The sequence below is a fragment of the Acinetobacter sp. YH12021 genome (assembly GCF_013420145.1).
Taxonomy (GTDB): Bacteria; Pseudomonadota; Gammaproteobacteria; order Pseudomonadales; family Moraxellaceae; genus Acinetobacter; species Acinetobacter towneri.
In genome coordinates this window covers 47,880-73,750 of sequence record NZ_VOYT01000004.1, presented here as the reverse complement: position 1 = coordinate 73,750, position 25,871 = coordinate 47,880, and the positions used below count along the sequence as shown (strand labels likewise).

Here is a 25,871-nt window from a genome sequence, read left to right as displayed (position 1 = left end):
TAACGCTACTCTCCTCGAGCAAAAAGTTTATCTAGTTGTGCCAATGGAAAGGCACGCCAAGTCGGGCGACCATGATTACATTGGCTAGCAAATTCGGTTTGTTCCATTTGACGCAATAAGGCATTCATTTCAGAAAGACTCAGCATCCGATGTGCACGCACCGCGCTATGACACGCCATACCCGCCAAAATATGATCACGTTTTTGCAGTAATGCCTGCGCTTCATCATTTGGGTCTAAATCATTCAGTAATTCAGGAATCAACTCTGCAAAATCTGCTTTATGCAAAATGGCTGGCACACCGCGCACAATGACTTGCTCATCGCCATATTGGTCAACATCCAAACCTAAACGTGCCAATTGTGGTTTTAAATCATCTACACGCATGGCCTGCATACGACTAATGCTGATGACTTTGGGAATGAGCAATTGCTGCGAAGTCCAAAACTCTGGTTTATCCCACGCAGCTTTCATCTGCTGTAAAACGATACGTTCATGTGCGGCATGCATATCGACAATAATCAAACCTTCGCTGTTTTGCGCCAGAATATAAATACCGTGCAATTGCGCAATTGCAATGCCGAGCGGATGCTCATCCACCGCAGGTGTTGTGTTTGTTTGCGTAAGATTGGCTGAGTCTTGATCTAGATCACGTAAAGGCGCGAGATAGCTTTTTAAAGCATTGTTGAGCTGTTGCGAACCTTGATAATTACTCTGCACAGGTCGGTTATATTGAACTGTCTGCGGCTGACTCTGATTAAAATCGGTAAGTAACTCACTTCCCGCTTGTGAAGCGGGCTGCATCGTGTACGCATCTACTGCATCGTCAGCGGAATTGTAAGGATTTGCCTCGGCATGTTTGTGCAGTAAAAATTGTTCCTGATAACGCGGTTGCACCACATAAGGCGCAGCTTGTTCGATAGGATCGGCTTTCATGGCTGTAGCTAAATCTGCAGTTGCAGTTTGAAATTGAGCTAAGGTTTCTTTGGCGTAATGTCTTACAAACTCATGAACTTCTCGCTGATTTAAAAAGCGAATTTCATGCTTGGTCGGATGCACATTGACATCAATATTTTCAGGTTCTACTTCTAAAAATAGCAAATATGCAGCATGTTGATGTCCATGCAAAATACCTTCGTATGCCATACGCAAAGCATGGGAGATGGTCTTGTCTTTTACAATACGTCCATTCACATACACATATTGCAGATCGGCTTGTGAACGTGCATCGGAAGGATGCCCCAACCAACCTGATAAGTGCATGGTGACACTGTCAGCATCTATCCAATAGGCATTTTCGACAAAGTTTCGTCCTAAAAGTTGCTGCACGCGCTGAAAACGCAATTCGCCACTGTCTGCAATGGGTAAATTCAGTTTGATGCTGTCGTTGTGTTCCAAAACAAAACGAATATCGAAATGTGTGAGTGCCAAACGACGCACAATTTCTTCAATATGTCCGAATTCTGTACCCGCTTTTTTCAGGAATTTACGTCGTGCAGGCACATTAAAAAATAAATCCTGTACCCGAATATGTGTGCCTTTTTGTGCAGCAACGGCCTGAATATCTTGATGGTCAAAGGCAGTGCCATTGACTTCGACCTGATAACCGACACCATCTTCAGTTTGGCTACTGACCAAAGTCAAACGCGATACTGCTGCAATTGATGCCAGTGCTTCACCACGAAAGCCTAAACTGACAATAGCATGTAAATCATCAGCCGTTTGAATTTTACTGGTCGCGTGACGAGTCACCGCCAAAGGCAAATCTTCAGCATGAATGCCACGACCATTATCAATAATTTCAATGAGTGTACTGCCGCCTTGTGCCACCCGAATAATTAGCTCGGTTGCACCTGCATCAATGGAGTTTTCTAGTAGTTCTTTGACCACAGAGGCAGGACGTTCAATCACCTCACCTGCAGCAATTTGGTTGGCTAAGGCAGGTTCAAGCGTGTGGATCCGACGTAGATTTAACACATCATTAGGCATGATTAAATTGTTACTCCAAAGCTTGTTGTAATGCAACCGAAGACGAACTTAGCGTTGCAGTACGGCTTAATTCATCTTCCGATTTTTTAATTTCAATGATCAAGTCTGCGGGCGGAATTTCATCGCCACCTTTTGATGGCCATTCAAATAAAAACAAGGCATTTGGGGTTTCTAAATAATCACGAATGCCCATCAGCTCTAATTCATAAGGATCATTTAAACGATATAAATCAAAATGAAAAATATCTTGTCCTTGTATTTGATAAGGTTCCACCAAGGTGTAAGTCGGGCTTTTAACCGCGCCCTGATGCCCCAAATGCTGTAGAAAATAACGCGATAAAGTGGTTTTTCCTGCGCCTAAATCACCAATTAAATAAATCACACCCGACCGAAAATGCGTTGCCAAAACCTGCGCCAGATTTTGGGTATCTTGCTCATTATTTAAAGCCAAATTAAATGAATACTGCATAACGCTCACGACATGATTCAAAAGACCAATTATGATAGCATCGCACTGCTTTAAAGCCTATGTACTGATGGATAAAACTGTGTAAATATGGACAATTTATAACAAGTTTAGACAAGGCAATGAATCAAGATTATTAAGCTTAGCACCCAAACTGCTTAGGCTATTTTCTATATGATGAAAAAGAAACTCTCCCACCTGAATATGAGCAATTTGCAGATGAAGTCGACTCATCCCAACACATTTGTTCCACCCATGCTAGATGGTGTGAGCGCCAGCAAATTGCATTTACCCAAATTAAGCACACAGCCTGAATCAATTTTTCGTTATTTATGTGCCCAGTTTGCCCATATTTCTGCACAGGAATGGCTGCAACGCTTTGAGGATGGTCTGGTTTATGATGCCGAAGGCAAGCGTTTAGATTTAGATACACCTTATAGCGCACATCAGGATATTTTTTATTATCGTTTTTTAGCGCATGAAGTTGCCGTGCCTTTTCAGCATCAAGTTTTATTTGAAAATGAACACTTATTGGTTGTAGATAAACCACATTTTTTGACCATGAGCCCTACAGGGCAATATGTACAAGAAACCTTATTAGTACGCTTAAAAAAACAAACACAGAATGAGCAGCTCACACCTATTCATCGTTTAGACCGCGAAACTGCGGGTGTGGTGCTGTTTTCCAAACAACCAGAAACTCGGTCGGTGTATCAGCAATTATTTGCAGAACGTCAGGTGCAAAAAACCTACCATGCCATTGCGCCTTATCAAGCTAATTTGTCACTACCATGTACTGTGCAATTACGCATGGAAAAAGGTGAACCTTTTTATTTGATGCACGTCGTGGCAGGCACACCTAACAGCGAAACAGAAATTCGTTTGCTTGAACATAATCAAACATGGGCAAAATATGAATTAAAGCCTACAACAGGCAAGCAGCACCAACTGCGTGTGCATTTAAATAGCTTAGGTATTGCGATTAAGAACGACCCGTTTTATCCCATTTTACAGCACAAACAAGCAGATGATTTTTCTGCACCGCTACAATTGCTTGCCAAGCATTTAAGTTTTTTTGACCCGATTAGCCAGCAACAATTCCACTTTAGCGCACAGCAAGAATTGACATTGTAATATGTTTGTCATTACAAAATAGTGGATTTTCGTTGTAGTCATATTGAAATTACAAATGAATTGTTTACAATATTGCTAAAATTTAAATCTATTTCCTTCTATTAAAAATTATGAGAAAAACTGAAGTCTATCAAGTACGCTTGGACTCTCAAGAGAAAAAACAAGCCTTTGCTGTGTTTAAACAGTTGGGGATTACGCCTGCGCAAGCGGTACGTTTGTTTTTTAAGCAAGTCGTGCTGACTAAATCAATTCCCTTTTCAATTGAAAATCAGAATATTAATCTGGAACAATTGATTAAGTTACGCAAATTAAAACAAGAGCAAAAAGCAACGCTAGTGGATGCAACCCCAAGCAATGAAGCATCTGTAACTGGCAATAATAGTGTTGAAGATTTTGAACTGGATGATGAACATCTAGACTTGTTTGATGAACTCAATGCAATTTTGGGTGAAACTGACAAAAATTAACAGTGTTGCATTTTTAAACAATTCTTTAAAAATTTACTTTAAAAACTTAGCTATGCTTCATGCAAGGACAATAAAAAAGCATGGAGTATCGTAATGATTGTAAGACGTGCCACTTTAGAAGACTTAGACCAGCTTGCTGTATTGTTCGATGAGTATCGTCAGTTTTATGGTGCATCCTCGAATTTAAGCCTTTCAGCAGCATTCTTAAAACAGCGTTTTGAAAATCAGGAAAGTGTGATTTTCATTCATATCAAAGATCAAAAAATCACTGGATTTGTATTACTTTATTTAGGCTTTTCTTCGGTTGCCTGCTCGACCTACTATATTTTAGATGACGTTTATGTCACCCCTGTTTTTAGACGACAAGGTTCGGCCAAACAGCTCATTGATACTGCAATTTTATTTGCACGACATGAAAATGCGCTACGGATTAGCCTTGAAACACAAAAAAGTAATTACCAATCCCACCAATTGTATGAAAAGATGGGCTTTGTCAAAGATGATGAATTCCAGACTTATCACTGCTTTTTAAAATAGTCACCTGATCTGACGATTACGGCTTTAGGCAAAGGGTTTAAATTTAATCTGACGTAAGCCATTGATCATAAGCTATTGATGAAAGTTCAGCAGAACCTCATTTATTCCATACGGTTTTTTGCCAATTCGACTTGTTCAGGGCTTAAATACATCCATTCACTCACATCTAAAGCCAAATCAGTCAAGTTTAATGCACCAACTTGCTGACGATGTAATTGTTCTACTTTATTGCCCACTGCTGCCAGCATACGTTTAACTTGGTGATAAACACCTTGATGAATGGTCATCTGCAATTCATGTTCAGCAAGCTGTTGTACCTCTGTTGCAGCAAATGTCCCTGATTCATTGCGCAATGCGACACCCTGCTCAAGTTGCTGGATTTGTGTTGCATTAATCGGGTCTGCGGTGTGCATAGCATATACTTTTGCCACATGCTTTTTAGGATGGGTCAATGCTTGTAAAAACTGTCCATCATCCGTCAGCAATAACAGCCCTGTGGTGTCCTGATCTAAGCGTCCAACACACTGCAAACCACGATTCAGCAATACATCATCAAACAAGTCAAACACACTAAAATGATGGGTCGCCTGATGCGAACACTCATAGCCTTGTGGTTTATGTAAGGCGATATAGACCTTTTCACGATATTGATAATTTTGCCCATACACCGAAAATTGCAAAACCGTTTCAGGCGCAATTTTTATCGCGAATTTAGGATTGGTCTGGGTTTCGCCCATAATGGTGACTGCACCATTTTTAATGAGTTGTTGGCAATGTTTACGTGATCCAAAGCCTTGTGATTGCAACATTTTTTCCAACAACATGATGAGCGACCTAATGATAAAAAGTATAAATATATTTGCTGCTATTCTAAACCAAATACACCGTAAATTCTGAACACATTGCGTACCTTGCCCGCTTGTAGTTCAAAACAGTTACAATAACTGCACTTTTCCAATTTATTTCCCCTTTTATGGATCACCATGCTCTCTCAATTAGACCTTAACCTGATGGTGCTGATCGTTCTACTCGCATGCGGTATTTTTAGCCAAAATACGGCTGTGACCATTGCCGCAGCAGTACTGATTGTTTTTAGAATTACGCCGCTAAGTGAATTTTTCCCACTATTGCAGCAGCATGGCTTAAATCTGGGCATTATCATTCTCACCATTGGCGTACTGACACCCATTGCCAGTGGCAAACTTCCAGGCGAAGCAATTCTAAAATCTTTCCTGAGTTGGAAATCTTTACTTGCGATTGCAATTGGTGTTTTTGTGGCATGGTTAGGCGGGCGTGGTGTCAAGCTCATGACCAATCAGCCTGATGTGGTCGCAGGCTTATTGATTGGTACAGTCACAGGTGTTGCTGTGCTACGTGGCGTGCCTGTGGGACCACTGATTGCAGCAGGAATTCTCACCTTGTTTATTGGCTATTCTTAACATAGATTTAGGGACGCTTGGTTTAGATGGTTTTGCTTGAATTCATCGTCTTGTATCAACCAATTTCAATAAAAACCATCCAAATCTAAGCCACTTTGCGAAACAAGATAGATGTTAATATCATTCCCATTGCAGATAAAACGGCCATTAAAATACCAACCCAAAGCCATGTTCCTGTGGCAGATACGATAGCTGCGACCACAGGCGGCAATAAAAATTGTGAAATTGCCGAGCACTGCAACACCAAACCTACGGTGGTACTAATCGCAATCGGTTGTGGTGCAAAATTAAGTACTTGCGCAAATACCACAGCTGCGACTAAACCACCAAATAAAGAGAAATGGATGACCAATAAAAACTGCACAATGAATGGTAAAACATCACGCAAAATATAAAAACTCAGTGCGCATAGCATCAATACCGCAAAACCCATTTGCATCAGCACTTGCGCTCTCAGCCCACGCTGTAATAACAACCCACATACAAATGTACCCACCGCATTTGCCATTGCAACCATAGCTGTGAGCACACCTGCGGTTTGTAAAGATATTTGATATTGCTGATAAATGGTCGGCAAAAAACCCACCAAACTGAACCACTGCCCTGCATAAACACCAAAAACCAAAGCCAATATCCATGCGGGTGGATGGCTCAAAGTGCTTTTAATCAGTTCAAAGATGGCAATGGCTTGCGTGCTGATCTGCACACTCGGTACGGCTTTATAAATGATGATTGCGAGCGCAAAGGATAACAATCCCAAACACATCCACACGCCTTGCCAATCCAAGATGGTCAGTAAAAACGGCGTACTTAGTAAACCAATACCCATCCCACCGCCCATATAGGCACTCCACAGCCCCATTTTGGCAGGCAACTGCTCCACTGCAACCAGTTGACGAATAAATGCAGGGCCGCTGAGTGTAATCAGTAAAAAGCCAAAACCTTCAATTACACGCAGACTTAATAGTGCGGAAAAGCTATGTACAAAACCACCAACAAAACTTGCACCTGCCAATAAAGACAAACCCAAAAGTACACAGCGTTTTAAGCCAATTTTTGCGGTATAACTGCCTAGCAACAACGCCAAAGACATGCCCGCAGCTTGTACCAAAGACAGCAAAAAACCTGCCTGAACCAAACTAATTCCGAGTTCAGCTTGTAGGATGGGTACAGTCGGTGGCAACTTGCCAATATGCATTGCTGCCATAAAACCCGCAGCAACAATCCACAAATCCTTTGTCAGCCAACGTACCGAACTCACTGCGCTCTCCCTTAATTTTCGCAAGGCAAGCTTAGCAAGAACATCTCACTGTTTTTAGTGGAGATTTAGATGAGCTTAGTGTTTTTAGCGATAAATTAGCATTCTCTTTACGATGCTGATCGTACGATTTTTAACTTGAATAATACTGCGTGCGTTTTTGGGAAAATTTCTCTAATTGCTTCAAAAAGCCTTCAAAATAGCACTTTTCTTTTTCTTCGCTACGATAACCCGCATACAAGGTACGGCGTAATCCTCCCGCAGCAACGCAGTCTAAACGACGTGAAGTTACCCAGCCTTTTTGCTCATATTCATTCACCACCCAATCTGGCAATGCGCCAATCCCTCGCCCACTCGCCACCAGTTGAATCAACATTTGGGTTAAATCTGTAGTACGAATAGCTTTTGGCTGAATATTGGCTGGAATGAATAGCTTAGACATAATATCTAAACGGTGTTTATCGACAGGATAGGTAATCAGGGTTTCTTCTGCCAACTCCTGTACGGTAATGCGCTCGGCACGTACTAAAGGATGAGTATTTGACAACACCAAACGCGATTCATATTCAAAAATTGGAAAATATTCGATACCTTTTAAGGCAATCGGGTCTGCGGTAATCAATAAATCAAATTCTGCGTTTTGCAATAATTCATGCGGATTGGCTTCAAAACCTGAAGCAAAATCTAAATCTACATCAGGGTATTGCTGACGATATTGATTCAGCAGCGGCATCAACCAGTCAAAGCAACTATGACATTCCGAAGAAAAAATAATTCGCCCCGTTTGACCATGCACAATGCGGGTAATATCAGTTTGGGTGATTTGAATTTGTGGCAGGACATCATCCGCCAGTTTCAATAAACGCTGTCCGACATTGGAAAATGTCACAGGGCGACTACGACGGTTCACCACTTCTACGCCATACCAATGATCTAGTTCTTTGAGTTGATGAGAAATGGCAGATGGCGTCAGACATAAATCATTGGCGGCAGCAACCAAAGAACCATGTTCACGCAGGGCTGATAGCGTTTTTAAGTGGCGAATTTCAAGCATTGCTTGTTCCTAGTTTTTCAAGTTATTGACTGCATGTTTAGACCTAGGTCGCATTTTTATTTTGCAAAATAAGAAACAAAGCCAAACATGATTCAATTTAATAATGAATTAATTTAATCTTAGCATGTAAATAATGAGTTTTCTTCATCTTAGTTTTTATTCGATGATATTTACTACGAAATCAATACAATTCCATAAGAATAATATGGCTTTCAGCAAGCATGTTTTAGGCTTCCAACGTGCAGAGCCAAACTAGAATTGAAATTCTTAACCCAAGCCTCGCTTACTCCGACAACTTCTCTCCACAATGTGGGCAGTATTTATAAGGCTCCTGTTCTAAACGCAGCTCTTCTTCACGACGCTCACGAATTAACTGCAATAAAATATCTTGGGTTTGCTCAGTGGTTAAACCGACTTGTTTGCGTAAATCTTCAATTTTTTCTTGATCATTTAACAGATCAATCTCACTATTTTGCAATAGCTCTCTAAATTTCACCCCTAAATGCTGCTTACGTTGTTCAAGTTCGTTGGCTAAACCTGTGGCTAAAATACCTGCAGGCAATGCTGCCAAGCCGACACCCAATACCGTAATTAACGCACCTAAAATTCTGCCCCAAGGGGTAATTGGTGTGACATCACCATAGCCCACCGTGGTTAAGGTTACCACTGCCCACCACATTGAGGCAGGAATCGAGCTGAACGCTTCAGGCTGTGCTTTACTTTCAACCACATACACGCCTGCAGCAGACATCACAATCATAATTGATAGAATAAAAACAACAGCCTGAAATGAGCCTTTTTCCCGCTCAATCACTCTTAATAGAATTTGTAAGGACACAAAATAACGTGTCAGTTTTAATAAACGCAGCAAACGTAAAATTCTAAGGAAACGTAAATCTAAATGTACAAAGAAGTTGATATAAGCAGGTAAAATTGCCAATAAATCTATAATCGCCCCACCACTGCTGAGCCATTTCAGACGCTGCTTCCAAGGTGACATAAATGGGTCTTTTTCGGCAATACTCCAGATCCGCAGCAAATATTCAACGGTAAAAACGGCGATGGAAAAGTTTTCAAAATGGTCAAAAAATATCTGATATGCAATATAGACATCATTGACCGATTCCAAAATAACCGCACTGGCATTGCTTAAAATCAGTAAAATTAAAAAATAGTTAATGCAACGACTAAACCATGTTTCATAGTCATCGTCGTGTAAGTTGTTATAGACAAATTTTCGAAATGTGTACCACGGTGTAAATGCCATACCGAATATTATATTTTAAAGCTTACAGTGATGGCAGTTTAACCGAAGTTTTTCTCAAAACGATAGTATTTTATGTGACGTTAAGCGGGCATTTTTAATGCAGAATTGCAGTATAAGTCATCATTATCCAAATGACTAAACTACTGAATAAACAGCAATGCTAAACGCACCTGATCATAGCCCATGCGTGGACTAGTCGCTTCAACAATCGGGCGCAGTTTAATTGCGTCATCATCGCTGAAGTGCTCTGCATTTTGACGCTTCATTAATCGCTTATAAATTTTACGGACCTCTTCCACCACTTCTTCACCTGGATGTGCCACTGAAATATCCAGATTTTGTTCTTTTTGCAAACGTGCCAAATGGTTGATAATAGTTGCAGGAGTTAAACCTCGCTCTACTGCAATATCCTGAATATCATAACCTTCTTCAAATAAAGCGCGGGTTTCATCTAACGTGGCAGTCGCATAATTGGTTTTTCCACCTTTGGCAATTTTCTTTTCATTGCGCAAAATTTCGGTTTCGTTCAACGTGCCACCACAGTGACGAATAAATGCATTATGTTGTGGTGTTAAATCCATCAGCTCATAGTGCGTTTCAGCTTCTTCAGACAATTCCTGAAAACGGCGGTCAGCCTTAATCGCTAAACTGTCGAGTTCCAAAGCTTGGCTATTAAATCCCAATAAACGCAAACCGCTTAACGATTTTAATCGTGACAACGCCACATAACCCTGCCCTTTTTCAAAAGTATGGCTAAGATTGATTTCTGCCGCTTCTAAGGTCATACCTTGTGATTTGTGGATGGTAATTGCCCATGCCAAACGCAGCGGAATTTGCTGGAAACTGGCAATGGTTTTGCCTGCATCATTATCCACCGACCAAGTTTCAGGCTCGACCAACAATACTGTGCCATCAGTCAATTTTACTTTAGGTAAAATGCCGTGATCATCATCTTCTTCAAAGCCAATCACTTCGCCCAAACTGCCGTTGATATAGCCCATATCGAAGTTGTTTTTAACAAACATCACTTTGGCATGTTTTTTTAGATTTAAAATTTCAGGCGCACGTACCGATGATTTCAGCGTTTCAATCAACTTTTCATTGCCATCACACACGGCATCAAACTGCTTGCTCTCAGTTTCAATTTCATTCAAATGCTTAAAGTTGATATTGTCCACATCCATATTGTGCGTATATAAACGCGTGAAAGTGTCGCCAATATCTTGATGACGGGTGTGTTCCAAAGCCTGAATATGTTGATGATCAATACTTTGTGCACGAATCGCATTGAGAATGTCATTTAAGTAGTCATCGCCCTGACGGTGCTGCTCGGTTAAATAACAGACCCGAAATTTAGCTTCGACCCACGCATCTGACATAAAACAGAACTTGTCACGATTGCGCTCATCGTTTTTTCCCACAGGCGGTAACTGGAAAAAATCTCCCGCGACAATCACCTGAATACCACCAAAAGCGTCATCACTGTCTTTAAAATATTTTAAAACCTGATTGACCAAATTCAGTTGCTTAGCATGCAACATCGAAATTTCATCAATAATCAGCACTTGCGCATTTTCTAAATGTTCTTTGAGATATTTGCGCTCTTTCATATTTTTCAGGTCAGCATCGGACAAAAAATCTTTAATACCAATGCCTGCCCATGTATGAATGGTCATGCCATTCATGTGCGTTGCAGCAATGCCTGTAGATGCCGTAATTGCCACTGGCACTTTACGCGCTTTTAAATAATTGATGTATTGATTCAGGGTATAGGTTTTACCCGCACCAGCCGAGCCTGTTAAAAAGACATTTTCGCCTGCTTTTAAAAGTTTAAGTGCAGTTTCCTGTTTCATAAGACCTATACCATGATTGAACGGCTATAGCCTAACGAGTTTTTGCCCAAAAGTTAAGGCTCAAGTCTGCGAATACGACAACTGTTGTCTTATGCTTTAGCTTGCAATTGTGGATTCACCCATGCAATAAACTGCTCTGCAATGGTCACCAATAACTGTTCCGCTTTTTGATTATTCGGATATTCCAACTGATCAAATTCAAGCTGTCCTTGCCGAAAATGACACCCCAAGGTCAATTGCTGCGCATAATGTGGCGATGCCATGTGAAAAGCCACATATTGCCCTTCACTCATTAGCTTGGCATAGCTAAGTGCCAAACAGTGTTTAAAGTTTTGTGATTCTTCAATAATACGGTCTAGATGAGTCAGCTCCTCAAAGCACCAACCTGAAAACTTTAGCATCGGCATAGGGCTTTTGGCCTGCCATGTGCTACATGGAATTTCTTTTTTCAGTTTGGCAAATAGCTCTGCTTTATACACTTGTTGATGCCAATACACCGCTTGATGAAACAACCCCAACCAACTCAAACTTTTTGGAATATGCGTATGCGCTACGAAATATTCCAGTAAATAGTCACGCACATAACTGTCAAATACTGAAACGCGTGTATTGTGCGCACGTAAATAAAAACGCTGCCGAAAATCATCAGGCTGAATCTGATAACGCTGCAATACCGTATAAAAGTCACGTTGCTGCTGACTATCAGACTGAATATAGTCCAACAAAGCTGTCGGTAAATCTTGGGTGATCTGCTGTAAAGACAACATATAACTTTGCATGACACGACTTAAACGCCGAAATACATGCTTGACCAAATGCTCATCGTGTTGCGCCACGGTTTTCAGCAAAGTCATCCATTCATCCAAATACAAAATAGAAGGACTAATGGCAACCCGCGGATCATCCAACGATTGTTTTTCGCCATGCGGCATTAAACTGACATTATGCGCATGTGCGAACCACGCTTGCTGTGTCGCATATACATTACAGCTTTGAATGAACATACGTGCGGCTGAATATTGAAAATATTGTAAAGTTGCCAAAATAATCCGTGGATGTGCCTGACTACAATCGACAAAACTGAGCGCAGTCACTGCCACCCGCACACTGGTATGATGAATATTTAAACTAAGCCAATCCAACACTTGTGCAGACTGTTTAAACAGCCAATTCACCGCACGTGGATAATCAAATAACGGCAGTTTGGCGACTTTCTTTTGCCAAATTAAAGGGCAAGATTTTAAAAAATGCGGTTTCGCCAAAGCATCGGAACGCTGCCACACTTCACGGTGCATTAAACGCGCAAAACCCAATAAATGCCCATGTTCTTCGGCATGTCGATACAACAACCGAATATCATCCTGATGATCGATTAAATCCTGTAAATTAAATCGCTCAGGAAATGAAATACTTAAAATACGATGCATGGCTTTAGGCAGAAATTCTGCCGCACTAAAACAAAAATCATCATAACTTTGCATCAGTGCTTGCACTGGCAAAAAGGTTTCACCCTCTACAAATTCCAAAGCACACAGTGTCGATAAAGTAGTTAAAACATCTTCAGGAATTGGCTGCCCTTGCTGCACAAATTTGGTCAATACTGGCTGATACTGATCGTCTGCCTGCATTAATGCCTGATCTAAAATTTGTGCCTGCATTGCATCTAAATGCAATAACAATTGCTTAACCCGTGCTGCACCATCTACCCACAGGTAAACTTGCTGCAAAATCAATTGCCGCAATTGCTGCGCCTGATTACGCAAAAATAAGGAATGCTGCGGCTTTAAATCCCCTGTCAAAAAATGCAGATCATGTAAGAAAAAATCTTCAAATGCTTCTTGCTGTTTCCCCGCAAATTCAAAGTGAGTTTCTATTAAATTTGTATGCGATTTTGGCGGATAAAATTCAAGACTAAACAGACCATTCAGCAATTCGACCCGATGCTGCAAAGGATCGATCCGAAACAAATTTTGTGCTGTAAAATGTCCAACCAAATCCATTTGATCTTGATAGATTTCTGCGGCCACACTGGAAATACGAACCAATTGCTGTGCAACGGCATGCAACTGGCTATGCTGGCAAATTGGCTGCATATACGCTCCTCATGCTTAAGTGCGGTCTATCTAAGTGTCATCTTATTTTTATTTGATTGCACCGACTAGACCCATCACGTGATACATCCCTATTTTTTGTTTTTTATTTCCATCTGCAAAAAGTGGACAATTCTTCAATCGAGCTTAAGCCACTTATTAATTGAATTACACCTGAAATTTATGTGAACGGTATCTACACCTTAAAATTAGAGATACAAAAACACTATAAACAAGATTTAAGCCCTTGCCTATAGCCTGCGCACAACTTCAGAAAAAATAAAAACCCATTAAAAAACAAATAAATTTCAATTGATTAGTTTGCATTATTTACTCAGAAAATAGGGTTGGTGTTTGGTAGGTAGGATTTCACCACAAAGCATTGTATACATTATATACTCAAATCACGGTTCAACACCGCGATAACAACACATTATTCCAATACCCAATGCAAGAAGGAATCTGAGCATGGCTTTTAAAAATATTGCAGATCAAACCAACGGTTTTTATATTCCTTGTGTGTCTCTCTTCGGCCCTGGTTGTGCCAAAGAAATTGGCGTAAGAGCGCAAAATTTAGGTGCTAAAAAAGCCCTGATTGTGACAGATGAAGGACTGTTTAAATTTGGCGTAGCCGATACCATTGCAGGCTATCTCACCGAAGCAGGCGTTGCTAGCCATATCTTTGCAGGTGCTGAGCCAAACCCAACCGACATTAACGTACATAAAGGTGTCGATGCCTACAATGCCAATCAATGCGACTTTATTGTGTCTTTAGGTGGTGGTTCTTCACATGACTGCGCCAAAGGCATTGGCTTAGTTACCGCAGGTGGTGGGCATATTCGTGATTATGAAGGCATTGATAAAAGTACCGTGCCAATGACCCCGCTAATTGCCATTAACACCACAGCAGGTACAGCATCGGAAATGACCCGTTTCTGTATCATTACCAACACTGACACGCACGTTAAAATGGCAATTGTCGATTGGCGCTGCACACCACTCATCGCCATTGATGATCCAAAACTCATGATTGCCAAACCTGCAGGTTTAACCGCAGCAACAGGCATGGATGCTTTAACTCACGCTGTAGAAGCCTACGTTTCAACTGCAGCCAATCCTATTACCGATGCCTGTGCGGAAAAAGCTATTCGTATGATTAGCCAGTGGCTCAGCCCTGCTGTGGCAAATGGTGAAAATATTGAAGCACGTGATGCCATGAGCTATGCGCAATACTTAGCAGGTATGGCATTTAACAATGCCTCGCTAGGTTATGTTCATGCCATGGCGCATCAACTCGGCGGTTTCTATAACTTGCCGCACGGTGTATGTAATGCAATTTTATTGCCACATGTTTGCGAATTTAACCTGATTGCCTGCCCTGAGCGTTATGCAGATATTGCAGAACTGATGGGGGTAAATACTGATGGATTAACTACCACAGAAGCCGCCTATGCCGCAATTGATGCAATTCGTGAATTATCTAGCTCAATTGGTATTCCAACAGGTTTAGCAGAGTTAGGCGTTAAAGAAGATGACTTGGCGATTATGGCTGAAAATGCACAAAAAGATGCCTGCATGCTCACCAACCCACGTAAAGCCAATCATGCACAAGTGGTCGAAATTTTTAAAGCCGCGATGTAATTTGAATCTCCTGCTGAGTGAATCACGATTTGCTCAGCATCTCCCATCCTTTTTTCAATTTTCGTCTGTTGCTGTTTTATTTTTATCCTTCCTTTTGGCAGAACCATCTCAGATGCGTTCTGCTTTTTTTGCTGTTCAGAACAAAATGAACTCTCAGCATAAAACTAAACCGGTATAGATGCAGAGAGTTTGCATAATTCAATTTGACAAATGCGCACAGCTCATCAAGGATATAGTCAAAATAAAATGGATGACGAACACCTTATGCTGTTAAGTAAAAAACAAAAAACAACACCAAGCTATCAACCCGATATTTTGGGTGCCGATTACCAACAAATGACGCTGGATTTTCCTTCGGATTATGAAGGCAAAGTGATTGCTACCTTGGTACGCAAAAAAACCGAACAGGAAACCCGTAAAGCCGTACTTTATATTCATGGTTTTATTGACTATTTCTTTCAAACAGAAATGGCAGACCAGTTTAATCAGCACGGCTACGACTTTTATGCCTTAGATTTGCGCAAATACGGGCGTTCGCATTTGTCACATCAGCATTGGTACAACGTGCGCAACTTGTCTGAATATGATGCAGAAATTTCCGCTGCACTTGAGCAAATTGCCGCAGAAGAACATGACTCAGTGATTTTGGCGGGACATTCAACAGGTGGATTAATCACCACGTTATATGTGGCACATCATCCCAATCATCCACTGATTCGTGGTTTATGGTGCAACAGCCCTTTTTATGATTTCAATATGAGCGAAATTGAGAAAAAAGTCGGTATTCCGCGCTTAAGCCAATTGGGCAAATTGCTGCCAGAAATGAAATTTCCAAGCCGCCTTAATCCATTTTATGTACCAAGTCTACACAAACAATATCATGGTGAATGGTTATTTAATTTGGAATGGAAGAAACCGCGTTATCCAAAAGTGCGATTAAGTTTTGTACGTGCAATTCATGAAGCGCAAAAAGAAATTCATGCCAGTGTGCATTTGGCTGTACCCACCTTAATTATGCATGCGAGTCAAAGTAGTTATCCACGCCAATGGAATGAGATTGCGCAACGCACTGACGTAATTTTAGATGTTGCAGATATGCAAAAATATGGGCATCACATGCATGGTGATATTCAGCTTTGCCAAATTGAAAATGGCGTGCATGATTTGGTACTTTCTGCGCCCGAAGTCCGTGCGGAAGTGTATCAGTCCTTGTTTGACTGGTTAAACCGCAAAGGGCTGTAAAAACTAAAAAAAACAGTAAGACTAAAGGATAGTGAAATGAAAGCCTAAAGACTTGATTCGTCATTTAGGCTTTGTATTTTAATAAAATTTGATGTGCAGGATGATGCTTTGGCATCAGTTCAATTAAACGCTCTACCGCATCAATCGCTTCAGGGCTATGCGCCAAATGTTTCAGCAATACATCGGTATCTTGTGCATTAAAAATGGCATCACTCAGGCGTGATTCTAAACAATCTCGCCATGCGCATAAAAATGGACTTTCAGTTTTCGCCAAAAATACCCCTGCACACGTTTGCAAGGCAGACTGCACATAACCTGCATCTAAAGCCTGCTCAGCTTGTAAAAAATCGGCTTCAATATGCGCCAAAACTCGGTAAGGACGCGATCCGAGCATCCCCCCTAAAATATCGCGTAATTGCGACATTTCAGCTTTTAGCGTTCCCATGCTGACTTTACGCTCACCATATAGTGCTTGGTGTAAAGTGTCTAAACTCATGCCTTGTGGGCAAAGTGCCAAAATCACCAATATTTCAATTTGACGCGGTGTCATCACCACCACTTTGCCATTAAATAACACCTGTGGCACACGAAACGCGCGAATATAAAGCTGCTGTTTTTGCTGTTCCAGCAACGCATTTTGAATTAAAGAAGCACAGCGCTCTGCTGCCAACAAACCCAAACTGTTATGATTTTTCCAAGTGGTCGATAAATCAATCACGCCCAACACTTGTTTGGAATGTGGGTCTAAAATTGGTGCGGCATAACAAACCCAGTCATGTAACGATGACATATAATGTTCACTGGAAAACACACAACTGGCTTGCTGAGTTTTGAGTGACAAAGCCAAAGCATTGGTACCCACCAACTCTTCACGCCACTGTCCACCCTCTACAAAATGTACTCGTTCCGCCACATTACGCATTTGAGCGCTCGCTGCCGTCCAAATAATCGTACTGCCCACATCGCCCACGGCTGCCACCATGTCGGACTGCTGCGCGATATGTTTTAAATCTTCTGCGCAATTTTGCACAGCTCTCTGTAAAGCCGAACCGCCTTGCGGATGCGATAAACTGGAATTTAACGGAGCAGCCTGCCGATCTACAGGAATTTCTGCAATTTCAGAGCGTTGCCAAGAATTTAAAATACTCTGCTGAATTTGCTGCGCATGCAGCGGCGATAAACTACTGCTTTGTCTAAACCGTTCAATATGCAGTTTTTTTTCCAATAGATCTTGTTTTTTCATCATGACTGATTCTCACAATCCTGTGTGCACTACATCCAATGTAGTGCTTGTTTTTGTAAGGATTTGTTCGTTGCTTGTAAACCTGCAACTTTCCAACCTTTTTCCAACCTTATATTGGTATGCTAAACAAATAACGTACCAAAGTACCTTATACCATAGCCGTAAATTTAACCTGATTTTAGACACAGGATTGTTCTAAACGGTAAAGTGACGGCAGATTATAAAAAACCATCAAAGGAAGAGAATTATGCGTTGCGTAGATCCCAATCAACCCGGTTCAAAAGTTCAATTTAAAGCACAATACGAAAACTTTATTGGTGGCGAGTGGGTCGCCCCTGTAAAAGGCGAATACTTTGAAAATATCTCTCCTGTAGATGGCAAAGTATTTACCAAAGTCCCACGCTCATCGGCAGAAGACATTGAACTGGCTTTAGATGCAGCCCATAAAGCCAAAGCACAATGGAACAGCTCATCTCCAACCACACGCTCCAACATTCTGCTTAAAATTGCAGATCGTTTAGAACAAAATCTAGAATTATTGGCAGTGGCAGAAACATGGGATAATGGTAAGCCTGTTCGGGAAACATTGGCTGCCGACATTCCATTGGCGATTGACCATTTCCGTTATTTTGCAGGCTGTATTCGTGCCCAAGAAGGCGGAATTTCTGAAATTGATGAAGATACCATTGCCTATCACTTTCATGAGCCGTTGGGCGTTGTGGGGCAAATTATTCCATGGAACTTCCCAATTTTAATGGCAACATGGAAACTTGCACCTGCTTTGGCTGCGGGTAACTGTATTGTACTTAAACCTGCGGAGCAAACCCCTGCTAGTATTTTAGTTTTGGTCGAGCTGATTCAAGATTTATTGCCTGCAGGCGTACTAAACGTAGTCAATGGTTACGGCGTAGAAGTCGGTCGCCCATTGGCAACTAATCCACGTATTGCCAAAATTGCATTCACAGGTTCAACCCAGGTCGGTCAATTGATCATGCAATATGCCACTGAAAACATCATTCCAGTGACTTTGGAACTTGGTGGTAAATCTCCAAATATTTTCTTTGAAGATATTATGGCGCAAGATGACGACTACCTAGATAAAGCGCTTGAGGGCTTTGCCATGTTCGCGCTGAATCAGGGTGAAATTTGTACTTGTCCATCACGTGCGCTCGTACAGGAAAGTATTGCTGACCGTTTCCTTGAAAAAGCCATCGAACGTGTTAAACGTATTAAAACAGGTCACCCGCTTGATACTGAAACCATGATTGGTGCGCAGGCATCGCAAGAACAACAAGACAAAATCTTGGGTTGTATTGCGACAGGTCGTGCCGAAGGTGCTCAAGTCTTAACAGGTGGTGGTGAACGTCATGAAGTTGGCAGTGGTTTCTATATTGAGCCGACAATTTTCAAAGGCACCAACGACATGAAAATTTTCCAAGAAGAAATTTTCGGCCCAGTGCTGTCTGTGACCACATTTAAAGACTTCGATGAAGCCATTAAAATTGCCAATGACACCATTTACGGTTTAGGTGCAGGTGTTTGGTCACGTTCTGCGCATACTTCTTACCGTGCGGGTCGTGCTATTCAAGCGGGTCGCGTTTGGACGAACTGTTACCACATTTACCCTGCGCATGCAGCTTTCGGTGGTTATAAAAAGTCAGGTATTGGCCGTGAAAACCATAAGATGATGTTAGAACATTATCAACAAACCAAAAACTTGTTGGTAAGTTATTCAACTAAACCTGCAGGCTTCTTCTAAGTTAAGCTTTTAACCTCAACATGATGAATGAAAATGCGAACTTCTGTTCGCATTTTTTTATATTTGGGATGTACAGATGGACAAAAAGAAAAACAGAAAAAGCCATTTATCTACATAGATTTACAAGTCATAGACCTAAAATTACTAACATCAAAGTCATGTAGATGAAATCACAGACATAAAAAAAGCACCATTTAAAAAATGATGCTTTTTGATCAAATCACAACTGCTTATTTTTTTGCAGCTACAGATGCTTCAGTAGTGATGTTAACAGTAATTTTATCACCCACGTTTGGTACATAGCTTGCGATACCAAATGCAGAACGGTTGAATGATGTTGTTGCATTAAAACCAACAGTCGCTGCCTGAGTCATTGGGTGTGGACCTTGTTTGTTCAATACTGCGTCAAGTACCACTGGCTTAGTTACACCTTTAACTGTTAAATCACCTGTGATTTTAAAGTTTTTCTTGTCTTGAGTTTCAACTTTTGTACTTTTAAAAGTAATGGTTGGATATTTTGCTGCATCAAACCAATCTGCTGCCATTAAGTGCTCATCTAAAGCTTTTACGTTGGTGTTGATGCTACTTAATGGAATCGTCACATTCACAGATGAGTTAGCAGGTTTTTTCTCATCAATGTTGATAGTACCTTGAATGTCTGAGAAGTTACCTGATGGCGTAGAAAAACCGAAGTGATCCCAAGTAAATACAGTAGCAGTATGCGTTGGGTCAATTTGATAAGCCACTGGTTTAGCCATTGTCATTGTTGCTGCAGACGCGATAGCCAAACCTAAAGCAATTGATTTCATGTTCATATTGTTCATCTCTAAAAGTGTTGATACGTTTCAATGAGGTTTAGTTTATAGATTTTTGCTGCAAATACAGGATTAAAGATAAAACAGTATGTTGCATGACTGAAACGATAAATTTGTAAAAATATGCATGCGCGTTTTACATCGCTGTTGCAGGGCTGCGATATTGAATAAAACCTGTTCTTTTTGCGACACGATCATACAACTGCCGTGCCTGTAAATTATCTTCATGAGTCAGCCAATATACCCGATCACATTCACGCTGTTGCGCTGTTTGATTCACCTGCTGAATAAGCTGCTGAGCAATTCCCATCCCTCTGTACTCAGGCAAGGTATATAAATCTTGCAAATAGGCATAAGGTTTAAGCGTCCAACAACTGTCATGTTCAATTACATGCACAATTGCCACAACTTGAGTTTGATATACGGCAGCAAAACCATAAATATGCGTCCTGTGTGGATTAATTAGTTTTGACCACGTATTTTGCGTAACCTCATCACTTAATTGCACCTGATAAAATTGCTGATAACCCTGCCAAAGTGGTTGCCATTGCTCAAATTGGATTTCACTTAACGCGACAATGTCGATGTGCTTAAATTGACGATCTAATATAGTTGTCTGCATGCTTTGATATTGCCTGATTATTTTTGCATCGAATCATTTTATTGATTATGCATCATTCATATTATGCTTAGGCTATTTTATACACTATTTTTCAGCAATAAAAAAAGCTTTACCCTACGCATAGAATAAAGCTATTTTTGACGATACACCATTTAATGCACCGCATTCATCGCAATAGATTAAAGCTTCTCAATCAAAATACGATCAACTTGCTTTAAGCCTGATTGCTTTTCATGGTTCTTACGGCGAATTTTGATTTGCTGATCTTCAGCCAAATCCTGTAACAACAACTCTACCGCCACCATAGCTTCAAGTGGTAAATCTTGTCCAATCCACTTTTGCTCACCCGCATCCATTAAAGTGACTTCATCATTAATTTGCTCGTACAAACTCATTTCTCATCTCACTCAATTACACAGAGGTTTATTCACAAACCTGACTTACACTGACAAAATTTGTTGGATCATCACATCGAATACCAAACAAATATGCAAAAATAAAAGACGTCCCTTTGCAGGAACGCCTTTAAAAACACTGGATTAAAAAATTAAGCTGTTAATTCTTTTACTGCAGCAACAACCGCTTCAGTGGTAATGCCAAAGTACTGATACAAGTCTTTTGCAGGTGCAGATTCACCATAAGTTGTCATACCAATAACTTTACCGTCTAAGCCGACAAACTTCCACCAGTAGTCTACATGCGCTGCTTCAACCGCAACACGTGCACGAATATGTGATGGCAATACCGCTTCACGATATGCTGCATCTTGCTTCACAAATTCTTCTGCACACGGCATAGACACAACACGTACACCTTCAAGCTGCGCGTATGCTTCCATTGCCAAGCCCACTTCTGAACCTGTTGCAATAATAATGGCTTTCAATTCACCTTTTTCTTCAGCCAAGACATAACCACCTTTTGCCACGTTCTCAATTTGCGCTTGAGTACGAGTTTGGAATGGCAAGTTTTGACGTGAGAAAATTAAAGCAGTTGGACCTTCGCTGCGTACTAATGCAGATTTCCAAGAAATAGCCGCTTCAACGGTATCTGCAGGACGCCATGTATTTAAGTTTGGCGTACCACGTAAAGATGCAATTTGTTCAATCGGTTGGTGTGTTGGACCATCTTCACCCAAACCAATCGAGTCGTGGGTATACACATGAATCACACGTTGCTTCATTAATGCAGACATACGCACGGCATTACGCGCATATTCCATAAACATTAAGAATGTTGCAACGTAAGGAATGAAACCACCGTGAAGTGCTACACCATTTGCAATAGCAGTCATACCAAACTCACGTACGCCATAATGCACGTAGTTCCCTGCTGCATTGTCCTGAACGCCTTGGCAACCCTTCCAAAGGGTTAAGTTTGAACCTGCCAAGTCTGCAGAACCACCCAATAATTCAGGCAATAATGGGCCAAATGCTTGCAAAGTATTTTGGCTGGCTTTACGCGTTGCAATAGTTTCAGCTTTAGCATTGGTTTCAGCAATAAACGCATCTGCCTGCGCGATGAATTCTGCAGGTAGTTCACCGCTTAAACGGCGTTTAAGTTCTGCAGCTTCCGTTGGATATTTTGCTGCATAGGCATCAAAAGTTGTATTCCATGCTGCTTCTGCTTCTGCACCTTTCGCTTTAGCATCCCAAGCGGCATATACATCTTCAGGAATAACAAATGCTTCATCTGTCCAGCCTAATGCTTGACGCGTCAAAGCGATTTCATCATGGCCTAATGGCGCACCGTGACAGTCTTCTTTACCTTGTTTGTTTGGCGAACCTAAACCAATAACAGTTTTACAAATAATAATAGTCGGTTTTTGCGTTTCAGCTTTTGCTTCAACCGTTGCAGCACGAATTGCATCGGCATCGTGACCATCAACTTTTAAGACTTGCCAGCCGTAAGATAAGAAACGTTGTTCGGTATCGTCAGAGAACCAGCCTTCTACTTCACCATCAATAGAAATGCCGTTGTCATCATAATAAACAACCAGCTTGCCTAAACCTAAAGTACCTGCCAATGAACATGCTTCGTGTGAAACACCTTCCATTAAGCAACCATCACCCAAGAAACAGTAAGTGAAATGGTCTACAACCTGAATATCTTCTTTATTAAATTGTGCAGCCAGTGTTTTTTCTGCTAAAGCAAAACCAACAGCATTGGCAATCCCCTGACCGAGTGGACCAGTGGTGGTTTCAATCCCTGGTGCATAACCCAATTCTGGGTGGCCAGGTGTTTTAGAGTGTAACTGACGGAACGCTTTTAAATCTTCGATTGAAAGATCATAACCTGTTAAATGCAACAACGCATATTGCAACATTGAACCATGACCATTAGACAATACAAAACGGTCGCGGTTTGCCCATTGTGGATTGGTTGGGTTGTGATTCAAAAATTCACGCCACACCACATCGGCAATATCTGCCATCCCCATCGGTGCACCTGGATGTCCTGAATTTGCTTTTTGCACAGCATCCATTGCCAATACACGAATTGCGTTTGCAATACGACGTTCGTTAAGCGGGGTCGTCATAGGTCAGAGTCCACAAAAAATCGTTAAATAGAAGAAGATGAATAGAATTCAAAACAGCCGCTATTCTCTCAAAAAAACGCCTGAGGGGTAAAGCCTATGCAACAATATTTCCGCATTAATTCCCATTCAGGGTATTTTTCGTGCAAATTCAAAGACGTTTTCACGTTTATAACAACAAGAAAATAGCTAATTGCCGTGTTAAGCTCTATTCTTGGCAAAATTCTAAAGTATAGATATTTCAATTTATAGACGCAGGATGGAATTGTGATGTCGCTCTTGCAGCAACTCCAATCAAATGCCTAGCAACAAGTTAAAACACAACAGTATTCTGTAGAAATAATAGACAGATTTTAACACATCTTGAATTTTATTCACTTTTCACACAATAAATTGAATCACAGCCATCGTCCAAAATTTTAAAACAGCTTTTGAAAATGCAGCTTGATGCAGATAAAGTCAATTCAAAGTCTTTAAATTACCCATCTACAATATTGTTTTTAAAAATGATTCACCACTTAAAAACAAGGTGCTCCTTAGTTTAAAATTATGACAGCATACTTTAGCCAACATGAATATTTTTGAGTCACAATATAGTCATACCGATACTTTATCTATTTTTTAGCTAAAGATATGCGATAAAAAGTCATTGAATTGAAATAAATTCAGCCAATTTAGTCGTAATGCGCTAGTCCTAAAGTCTAACTCGATGTAACATATTGCGTCTTTTGAATTTAACTGTGATAGGACTTATGCGCGAGTACGCTGTATTTACCTCGGAATCTGTAAGCGAAGGCCATCCAGATAAAATGGCTGACCAAATCAGTGATGCCATTTTGGATGCAATCTTAAAAGAAGACCCTTATGCGCGGGTTGCTTGTGAAACGCTTGTAAAAACGGGTGCGGTTGTACTGGCAGGTGAAATCACAACAACTGCAAATGTCGATTTTGAAGCCGTTGTTCGTCAAACCGTAAATGGCATTGGTTACCATCATTCTGACTTAGGTTTTGATGGTTCAACCTGTGCGGTCATTAACATGATTGGTAAACAATCACCTGAAATTGCACAAGGTGTAGACCGTCAAAAGCCTGAAGATCAAGGCGCAGGTGACCAAGGTTTGATGTTTGGTTACGCCAGCCGTGAAACTGATGTATTAATGCCTGCCCCAATTTCTTACGCACACCGCTTAATGGAAAAGCAAGCTGAATTACGTCGCAGTGGTGCTTTGCCGTGGTTACGCCCAGATGCAAAAAGTCAGGTGACTTTTGCTTATGAAAATGGTGTGCCTGTACGTTTGGACGCGGTGGTGTTATCTACTCAGCATGATCCTGAAATTTCTCAAATTCAGCTTAAAGAAGCGGTAATTGAAGAAATTGTGAAAAAAGTGATTCCTGCAGAAATGTTCCATGCAGACACCAAATTCCACATCAACCCAACAGGTATGTTTGTGATTGGCGGTCCTGTAGGTGACTGCGGCTTAACAGGTCGTAAAATCATTGTCGATACTTACGGCGGCATGGCGCGTCATGGTGGTGGTGCATTCTCTGGTAAAGACCCATCTAAAGTTGACCGTTCTGCTGCTTACGCAGGCCGTTATGTTGCCAAAAATATTGTGGCAGCTGGCTTGGCAGACAAATGTGAAATTCAGGTGTCTTATGCTATTGGTGTTGCAGAGCCAACATCAATTTCAATCAACACCTTCAACACTGCAAAAGTGGCAGATGAGTTGATTATTGCTTTAGTACGTGAACACTTCGATTTACGTCCATACGGCATTACCAACATGTTGAACCTGTTACAACCAATGTATAAACAGACTGCAGCTTATGGCCACTTTGGTCGTCAAGGTTCTGACACTGCATTTACATGGGAAAAAACCGACAAAGTTGAAGCATTAAAAGCCTCTGCAGGTCTGTAATGTAAAACTTTTCAGTTTTATCAAGCTCACTTCGGTGGGCTTTTTTATGCCTAAAATTTAGCTGTCAAACCACAATATACAAAATACGAATATGTTATAGTGAATCATTCCTGAGATTTTTTAAATACTCATCTAAGATAATGATGTAGGAGTTTATTATGGCGGTTATTCTTCAAGTCGATTTCCCTTCTGAAGGCCCATTTGGCGAAAGCATGAGCCAAGCGTACCGTGAACTTGCAGAAAGCATTAACCTAGAAACTGGCATGCTTTGGAAAATTTGGACTGAGAACAGTCAAACACAGGAAGCCGGTGGAATCTATCTGTTTGATCATGCGGCCAATGCTGAACGCTATTTAAAAATGCACACTGCACGTTTAGAAAGTTTTGGCGTGAAGAATATTCGTGGCAAGATTTTTGAGGTGAATGCTGCACTGTCTGCAATCAACCAAGCTGACTTCTTAAGTCGCTAATCTTTTTAAATTGCTCATCCATATTGAAGAATAAAATGGTGAGTCTCTTCAATATTGAAAAAACAGTTGAATAA

Annotated in this window: 22 protein-coding genes; 9 read left to right on the top strand and 13 right to left on the bottom strand. The window is 41.0% G+C overall.

From position 1 onward, the window contains the following. Positions 1-5: 5 nt before the first annotated feature. On the bottom strand, positions 6-1,988 hold the full coding sequence (mutL, locus tag FTT91_RS05460) for a DNA mismatch repair endonuclease MutL (protein WP_180169104.1): 1,983 nt from the start codon (positions 1,986-1,988) through the stop codon (positions 6-8). Between the two features lie 10 nt (positions 1,989-1,998). Next, entirely contained in the window at positions 1,999-2,457 is a 459-nt protein-coding gene (gene tsaE, locus FTT91_RS05455) for a tRNA (adenosine(37)-N6)-threonylcarbamoyltransferase complex ATPase subunit type 1 TsaE (RefSeq protein ID WP_180169148.1), read from the bottom strand. A 216-nt stretch (positions 2,458-2,673) separates the two neighbouring features. On the opposite strand from tsaE, the gene FTT91_RS05450 reads away from it, so the two are divergent. From FTT91_RS05450 to FTT91_RS05440, 3 genes are all read left to right on the top strand, one after another. Next, on the top strand, positions 2,674-3,588 hold the full coding sequence (locus FTT91_RS05450; protein ID WP_180169147.1) for a pseudouridine synthase: 915 nt from the start codon (positions 2,674-2,676) through the stop codon (positions 3,586-3,588). Between the two features lie 110 nt (positions 3,589-3,698). Next, complete coding sequence (locus FTT91_RS05445) at positions 3,699-4,055, top strand: type II toxin-antitoxin system RelB/DinJ family antitoxin (protein WP_004976848.1); 357 nt, start codon at positions 3,699-3,701, stop codon at positions 4,053-4,055. Positions 4,056-4,148: 93 nt separating this feature from the next. Beyond that, positions 4,149-4,592: a GNAT family N-acetyltransferase gene (locus tag FTT91_RS05440; protein WP_004976850.1), complete on the top strand. Its 444-nt coding sequence runs from the start codon at positions 4,149-4,151 to the stop codon at positions 4,590-4,592. A 101-nt stretch (positions 4,593-4,693) separates the two neighbouring features. Here the strand turns inward: FTT91_RS05440 and FTT91_RS05435 are convergent, their stop codons facing one another. Continuing rightward, positions 4,694-5,416 carry a pseudouridine synthase gene (locus FTT91_RS05435; protein ID WP_180169103.1) on the bottom strand — a complete coding sequence of 241 codons (723 nt, stop codon included), beginning with the start codon at positions 5,414-5,416 and terminating at the stop codon, positions 4,694-4,696. 159 nt (positions 5,417-5,575) lie between these two features. Here FTT91_RS05435 and FTT91_RS05430 point away from each other — a divergent pair, with 159 nt between their 5' ends. Then, the gene (locus FTT91_RS05430) at positions 5,576-6,031 is read left to right on the top strand and encodes a DUF441 domain-containing protein (protein WP_180169102.1); all 456 of its coding nucleotides are present in this window, start codon (positions 5,576-5,578) and stop codon (positions 6,029-6,031) included. An 85-nt stretch (positions 6,032-6,116) separates the two neighbouring features. Here FTT91_RS05430 and FTT91_RS05425 read toward each other — a convergent pair whose 3' ends face one another. The 5 genes from FTT91_RS05425 to FTT91_RS05405 form a co-directional block, all read right to left on the bottom strand. Next, positions 6,117-7,292 carry a CynX/NimT family MFS transporter gene (locus tag FTT91_RS05425; protein WP_179988719.1) on the bottom strand — a complete coding sequence of 392 codons (1,176 nt, stop codon included), beginning with the start codon at positions 7,290-7,292 and terminating at the stop codon, positions 6,117-6,119. A 130-nt stretch (positions 7,293-7,422) separates the two neighbouring features. Further along, positions 7,423-8,343, bottom strand: coding sequence for a LysR family transcriptional regulator (locus FTT91_RS05420; RefSeq protein WP_131261626.1), 921 nt, complete (start codon positions 8,341-8,343; stop codon positions 7,423-7,425). A 283-nt stretch (positions 8,344-8,626) separates the two neighbouring features. Continuing rightward, complete coding sequence (locus FTT91_RS05415) at positions 8,627-9,610, bottom strand: ion transporter (protein WP_180169101.1); 984 nt, start codon at positions 9,608-9,610, stop codon at positions 8,627-8,629. Positions 9,611-9,750: 140 nt separating this feature from the next. Next, positions 9,751-11,463, bottom strand: a complete 1,713-nt coding sequence (locus FTT91_RS05410) for an AAA family ATPase (RefSeq protein WP_180169100.1) — start codon at positions 11,461-11,463, stop codon at positions 9,751-9,753. A gap of 89 nt (positions 11,464-11,552) precedes the next feature. After that, on the bottom strand, positions 11,553-13,556 hold the full coding sequence (locus FTT91_RS05405; RefSeq protein ID WP_180169099.1) for a hypothetical protein: 2,004 nt from the start codon (positions 13,554-13,556) through the stop codon (positions 11,553-11,555). A gap of 465 nt (positions 13,557-14,021) precedes the next feature. Here FTT91_RS05405 and FTT91_RS05400 point away from each other — a divergent pair, with 465 nt between their 5' ends. Together FTT91_RS05400 and FTT91_RS05395 are read left to right on the top strand one after the other, a co-directional pair. Continuing rightward, a complete protein-coding gene (locus tag FTT91_RS05400; RefSeq protein ID WP_004976867.1) occupies positions 14,022-15,194 on the top strand; it encodes an iron-containing alcohol dehydrogenase in 1,173 nt (390 codons plus the stop codon). Between the two features lie 246 nt (positions 15,195-15,440). Then, a complete protein-coding gene (locus FTT91_RS05395) occupies positions 15,441-16,436 on the top strand; it encodes an alpha/beta hydrolase (protein WP_168396382.1) in 996 nt (331 codons plus the stop codon). A gap of 64 nt (positions 16,437-16,500) precedes the next feature. Here FTT91_RS05395 and FTT91_RS05390 read toward each other — a convergent pair whose 3' ends face one another. Then, complete coding sequence (locus FTT91_RS05390; protein WP_004976871.1) at positions 16,501-17,682, bottom strand: hypothetical protein; 1,182 nt, start codon at positions 17,680-17,682, stop codon at positions 16,501-16,503. Between the two features lie 244 nt (positions 17,683-17,926). On the opposite strand from FTT91_RS05390, the gene FTT91_RS05385 reads away from it, so the two are divergent. Further along, positions 17,927-19,438 (top strand): aldehyde dehydrogenase family protein, encoded by a 1,512-nt coding sequence (locus FTT91_RS05385; RefSeq protein ID WP_180169098.1) that lies wholly within the window; start codon positions 17,927-17,929, stop codon positions 19,436-19,438. Positions 19,439-19,668: 230 nt separating this feature from the next. Here FTT91_RS05385 and FTT91_RS05380 read toward each other — a convergent pair whose 3' ends face one another. The 4 genes from FTT91_RS05380 to tkt all read right to left on the bottom strand — a co-directional run bounded on the left by FTT91_RS05380 (position 19,669) and on the right by tkt (position 23,411). Further along, positions 19,669-20,253, bottom strand: a complete 585-nt coding sequence (locus tag FTT91_RS05380; RefSeq protein WP_004976875.1) for a YceI family protein — start codon at positions 20,251-20,253, stop codon at positions 19,669-19,671. A gap of 136 nt (positions 20,254-20,389) precedes the next feature. Further along, on the bottom strand, positions 20,390-20,875 hold the full coding sequence (locus FTT91_RS05375; protein WP_154320812.1) for a GNAT family N-acetyltransferase: 486 nt from the start codon (positions 20,873-20,875) through the stop codon (positions 20,390-20,392). 179 nt (positions 20,876-21,054) lie between these two features. Next, positions 21,055-21,270, bottom strand: coding sequence for a hypothetical protein (locus FTT91_RS05370; protein WP_004976879.1), 216 nt, complete (start codon positions 21,268-21,270; stop codon positions 21,055-21,057). Between the two features lie 152 nt (positions 21,271-21,422). Further along, a complete protein-coding gene (gene tkt, locus FTT91_RS05365; protein ID WP_004976881.1) occupies positions 21,423-23,411 on the bottom strand; it encodes a transketolase in 1,989 nt (662 codons plus the stop codon). A 749-nt stretch (positions 23,412-24,160) separates the two neighbouring features. Between tkt and metK the strand changes: the two genes are divergently transcribed. Continuing rightward, positions 24,161-25,327 (top strand): methionine adenosyltransferase, encoded by a 1,167-nt coding sequence (metK, locus tag FTT91_RS05360; RefSeq protein WP_004976883.1) that lies wholly within the window; start codon positions 24,161-24,163, stop codon positions 25,325-25,327. A 158-nt stretch (positions 25,328-25,485) separates the two neighbouring features. Further along, positions 25,486-25,797 carry a monooxygenase gene (locus tag FTT91_RS05355; RefSeq protein ID WP_004976884.1) on the top strand — a complete coding sequence of 104 codons (312 nt, stop codon included), beginning with the start codon at positions 25,486-25,488 and terminating at the stop codon, positions 25,795-25,797. The last annotated feature ends 74 nt before the right edge of the window (positions 25,798-25,871 follow it).

Coding starts and splice junctions, on each gene's coding strand:
- mutL (WP_180169104.1), bottom strand. CDS start 1,988: ATGCCTAATGATGTGTTAAATCTACGTCGGATCCACACGCTTGAACCT.
- tsaE (WP_180169148.1), bottom strand. CDS start 2,457: ATGCAGTATTCATTTAATTTGGCTTTAAATAATGAGCAAGATACCCAA.
- FTT91_RS05450 (WP_180169147.1), top strand. CDS start 2,674: ATGAAGTCGACTCATCCCAACACATTTGTTCCACCCATGCTAGATGGT.
- FTT91_RS05445 (WP_004976848.1), top strand. CDS start 3,699: ATGAGAAAAACTGAAGTCTATCAAGTACGCTTGGACTCTCAAGAGAAA.
- FTT91_RS05440 (WP_004976850.1), top strand. CDS start 4,149: ATGATTGTAAGACGTGCCACTTTAGAAGACTTAGACCAGCTTGCTGTA.
- FTT91_RS05435 (WP_180169103.1), bottom strand. CDS start 5,416: ATGTTGTTGGAAAAAATGTTGCAATCACAAGGCTTTGGATCACGTAAA.
- FTT91_RS05430 (WP_180169102.1), top strand. CDS start 5,576: ATGCTCTCTCAATTAGACCTTAACCTGATGGTGCTGATCGTTCTACTC.
- FTT91_RS05420 (WP_131261626.1), bottom strand. CDS start 8,343: ATGCTTGAAATTCGCCACTTAAAAACGCTATCAGCCCTGCGTGAACAT.
- FTT91_RS05415 (WP_180169101.1), bottom strand. CDS start 9,610: ATGGCATTTACACCGTGGTACACATTTCGAAAATTTGTCTATAACAAC.
- FTT91_RS05410 (WP_180169100.1), bottom strand. CDS start 11,463: ATGAAACAGGAAACTGCACTTAAACTTTTAAAAGCAGGCGAAAATGTC.
- FTT91_RS05405 (WP_180169099.1), bottom strand. CDS start 13,556: ATGCAGCCAATTTGCCAGCATAGCCAGTTGCATGCCGTTGCACAGCAA.
- FTT91_RS05400 (WP_004976867.1), top strand. CDS start 14,022: ATGGCTTTTAAAAATATTGCAGATCAAACCAACGGTTTTTATATTCCT.
- FTT91_RS05395 (WP_168396382.1), top strand. CDS start 15,441: ATGGATGACGAACACCTTATGCTGTTAAGTAAAAAACAAAAAACAACA.
- FTT91_RS05390 (WP_004976871.1), bottom strand. CDS start 17,682: ATGATGAAAAAACAAGATCTATTGGAAAAAAAACTGCATATTGAACGG.
- FTT91_RS05385 (WP_180169098.1), top strand. CDS start 17,927: ATGCGTTGCGTAGATCCCAATCAACCCGGTTCAAAAGTTCAATTTAAA.
- FTT91_RS05380 (WP_004976875.1), bottom strand. CDS start 20,253: ATGAACATGAAATCAATTGCTTTAGGTTTGGCTATCGCGTCTGCAGCA.
- FTT91_RS05375 (WP_154320812.1), bottom strand. CDS start 20,875: ATGCAGACAACTATATTAGATCGTCAATTTAAGCACATCGACATTGTC.
- FTT91_RS05370 (WP_004976879.1), bottom strand. CDS start 21,270: ATGAGTTTGTACGAGCAAATTAATGATGAAGTCACTTTAATGGATGCG.
- tkt (WP_004976881.1), bottom strand. CDS start 23,411: ATGACGACCCCGCTTAACGAACGTCGTATTGCAAACGCAATTCGTGTA.
- metK (WP_004976883.1), top strand. CDS start 24,161: ATGCGCGAGTACGCTGTATTTACCTCGGAATCTGTAAGCGAAGGCCAT.
- FTT91_RS05355 (WP_004976884.1), top strand. CDS start 25,486: ATGGCGGTTATTCTTCAAGTCGATTTCCCTTCTGAAGGCCCATTTGGC.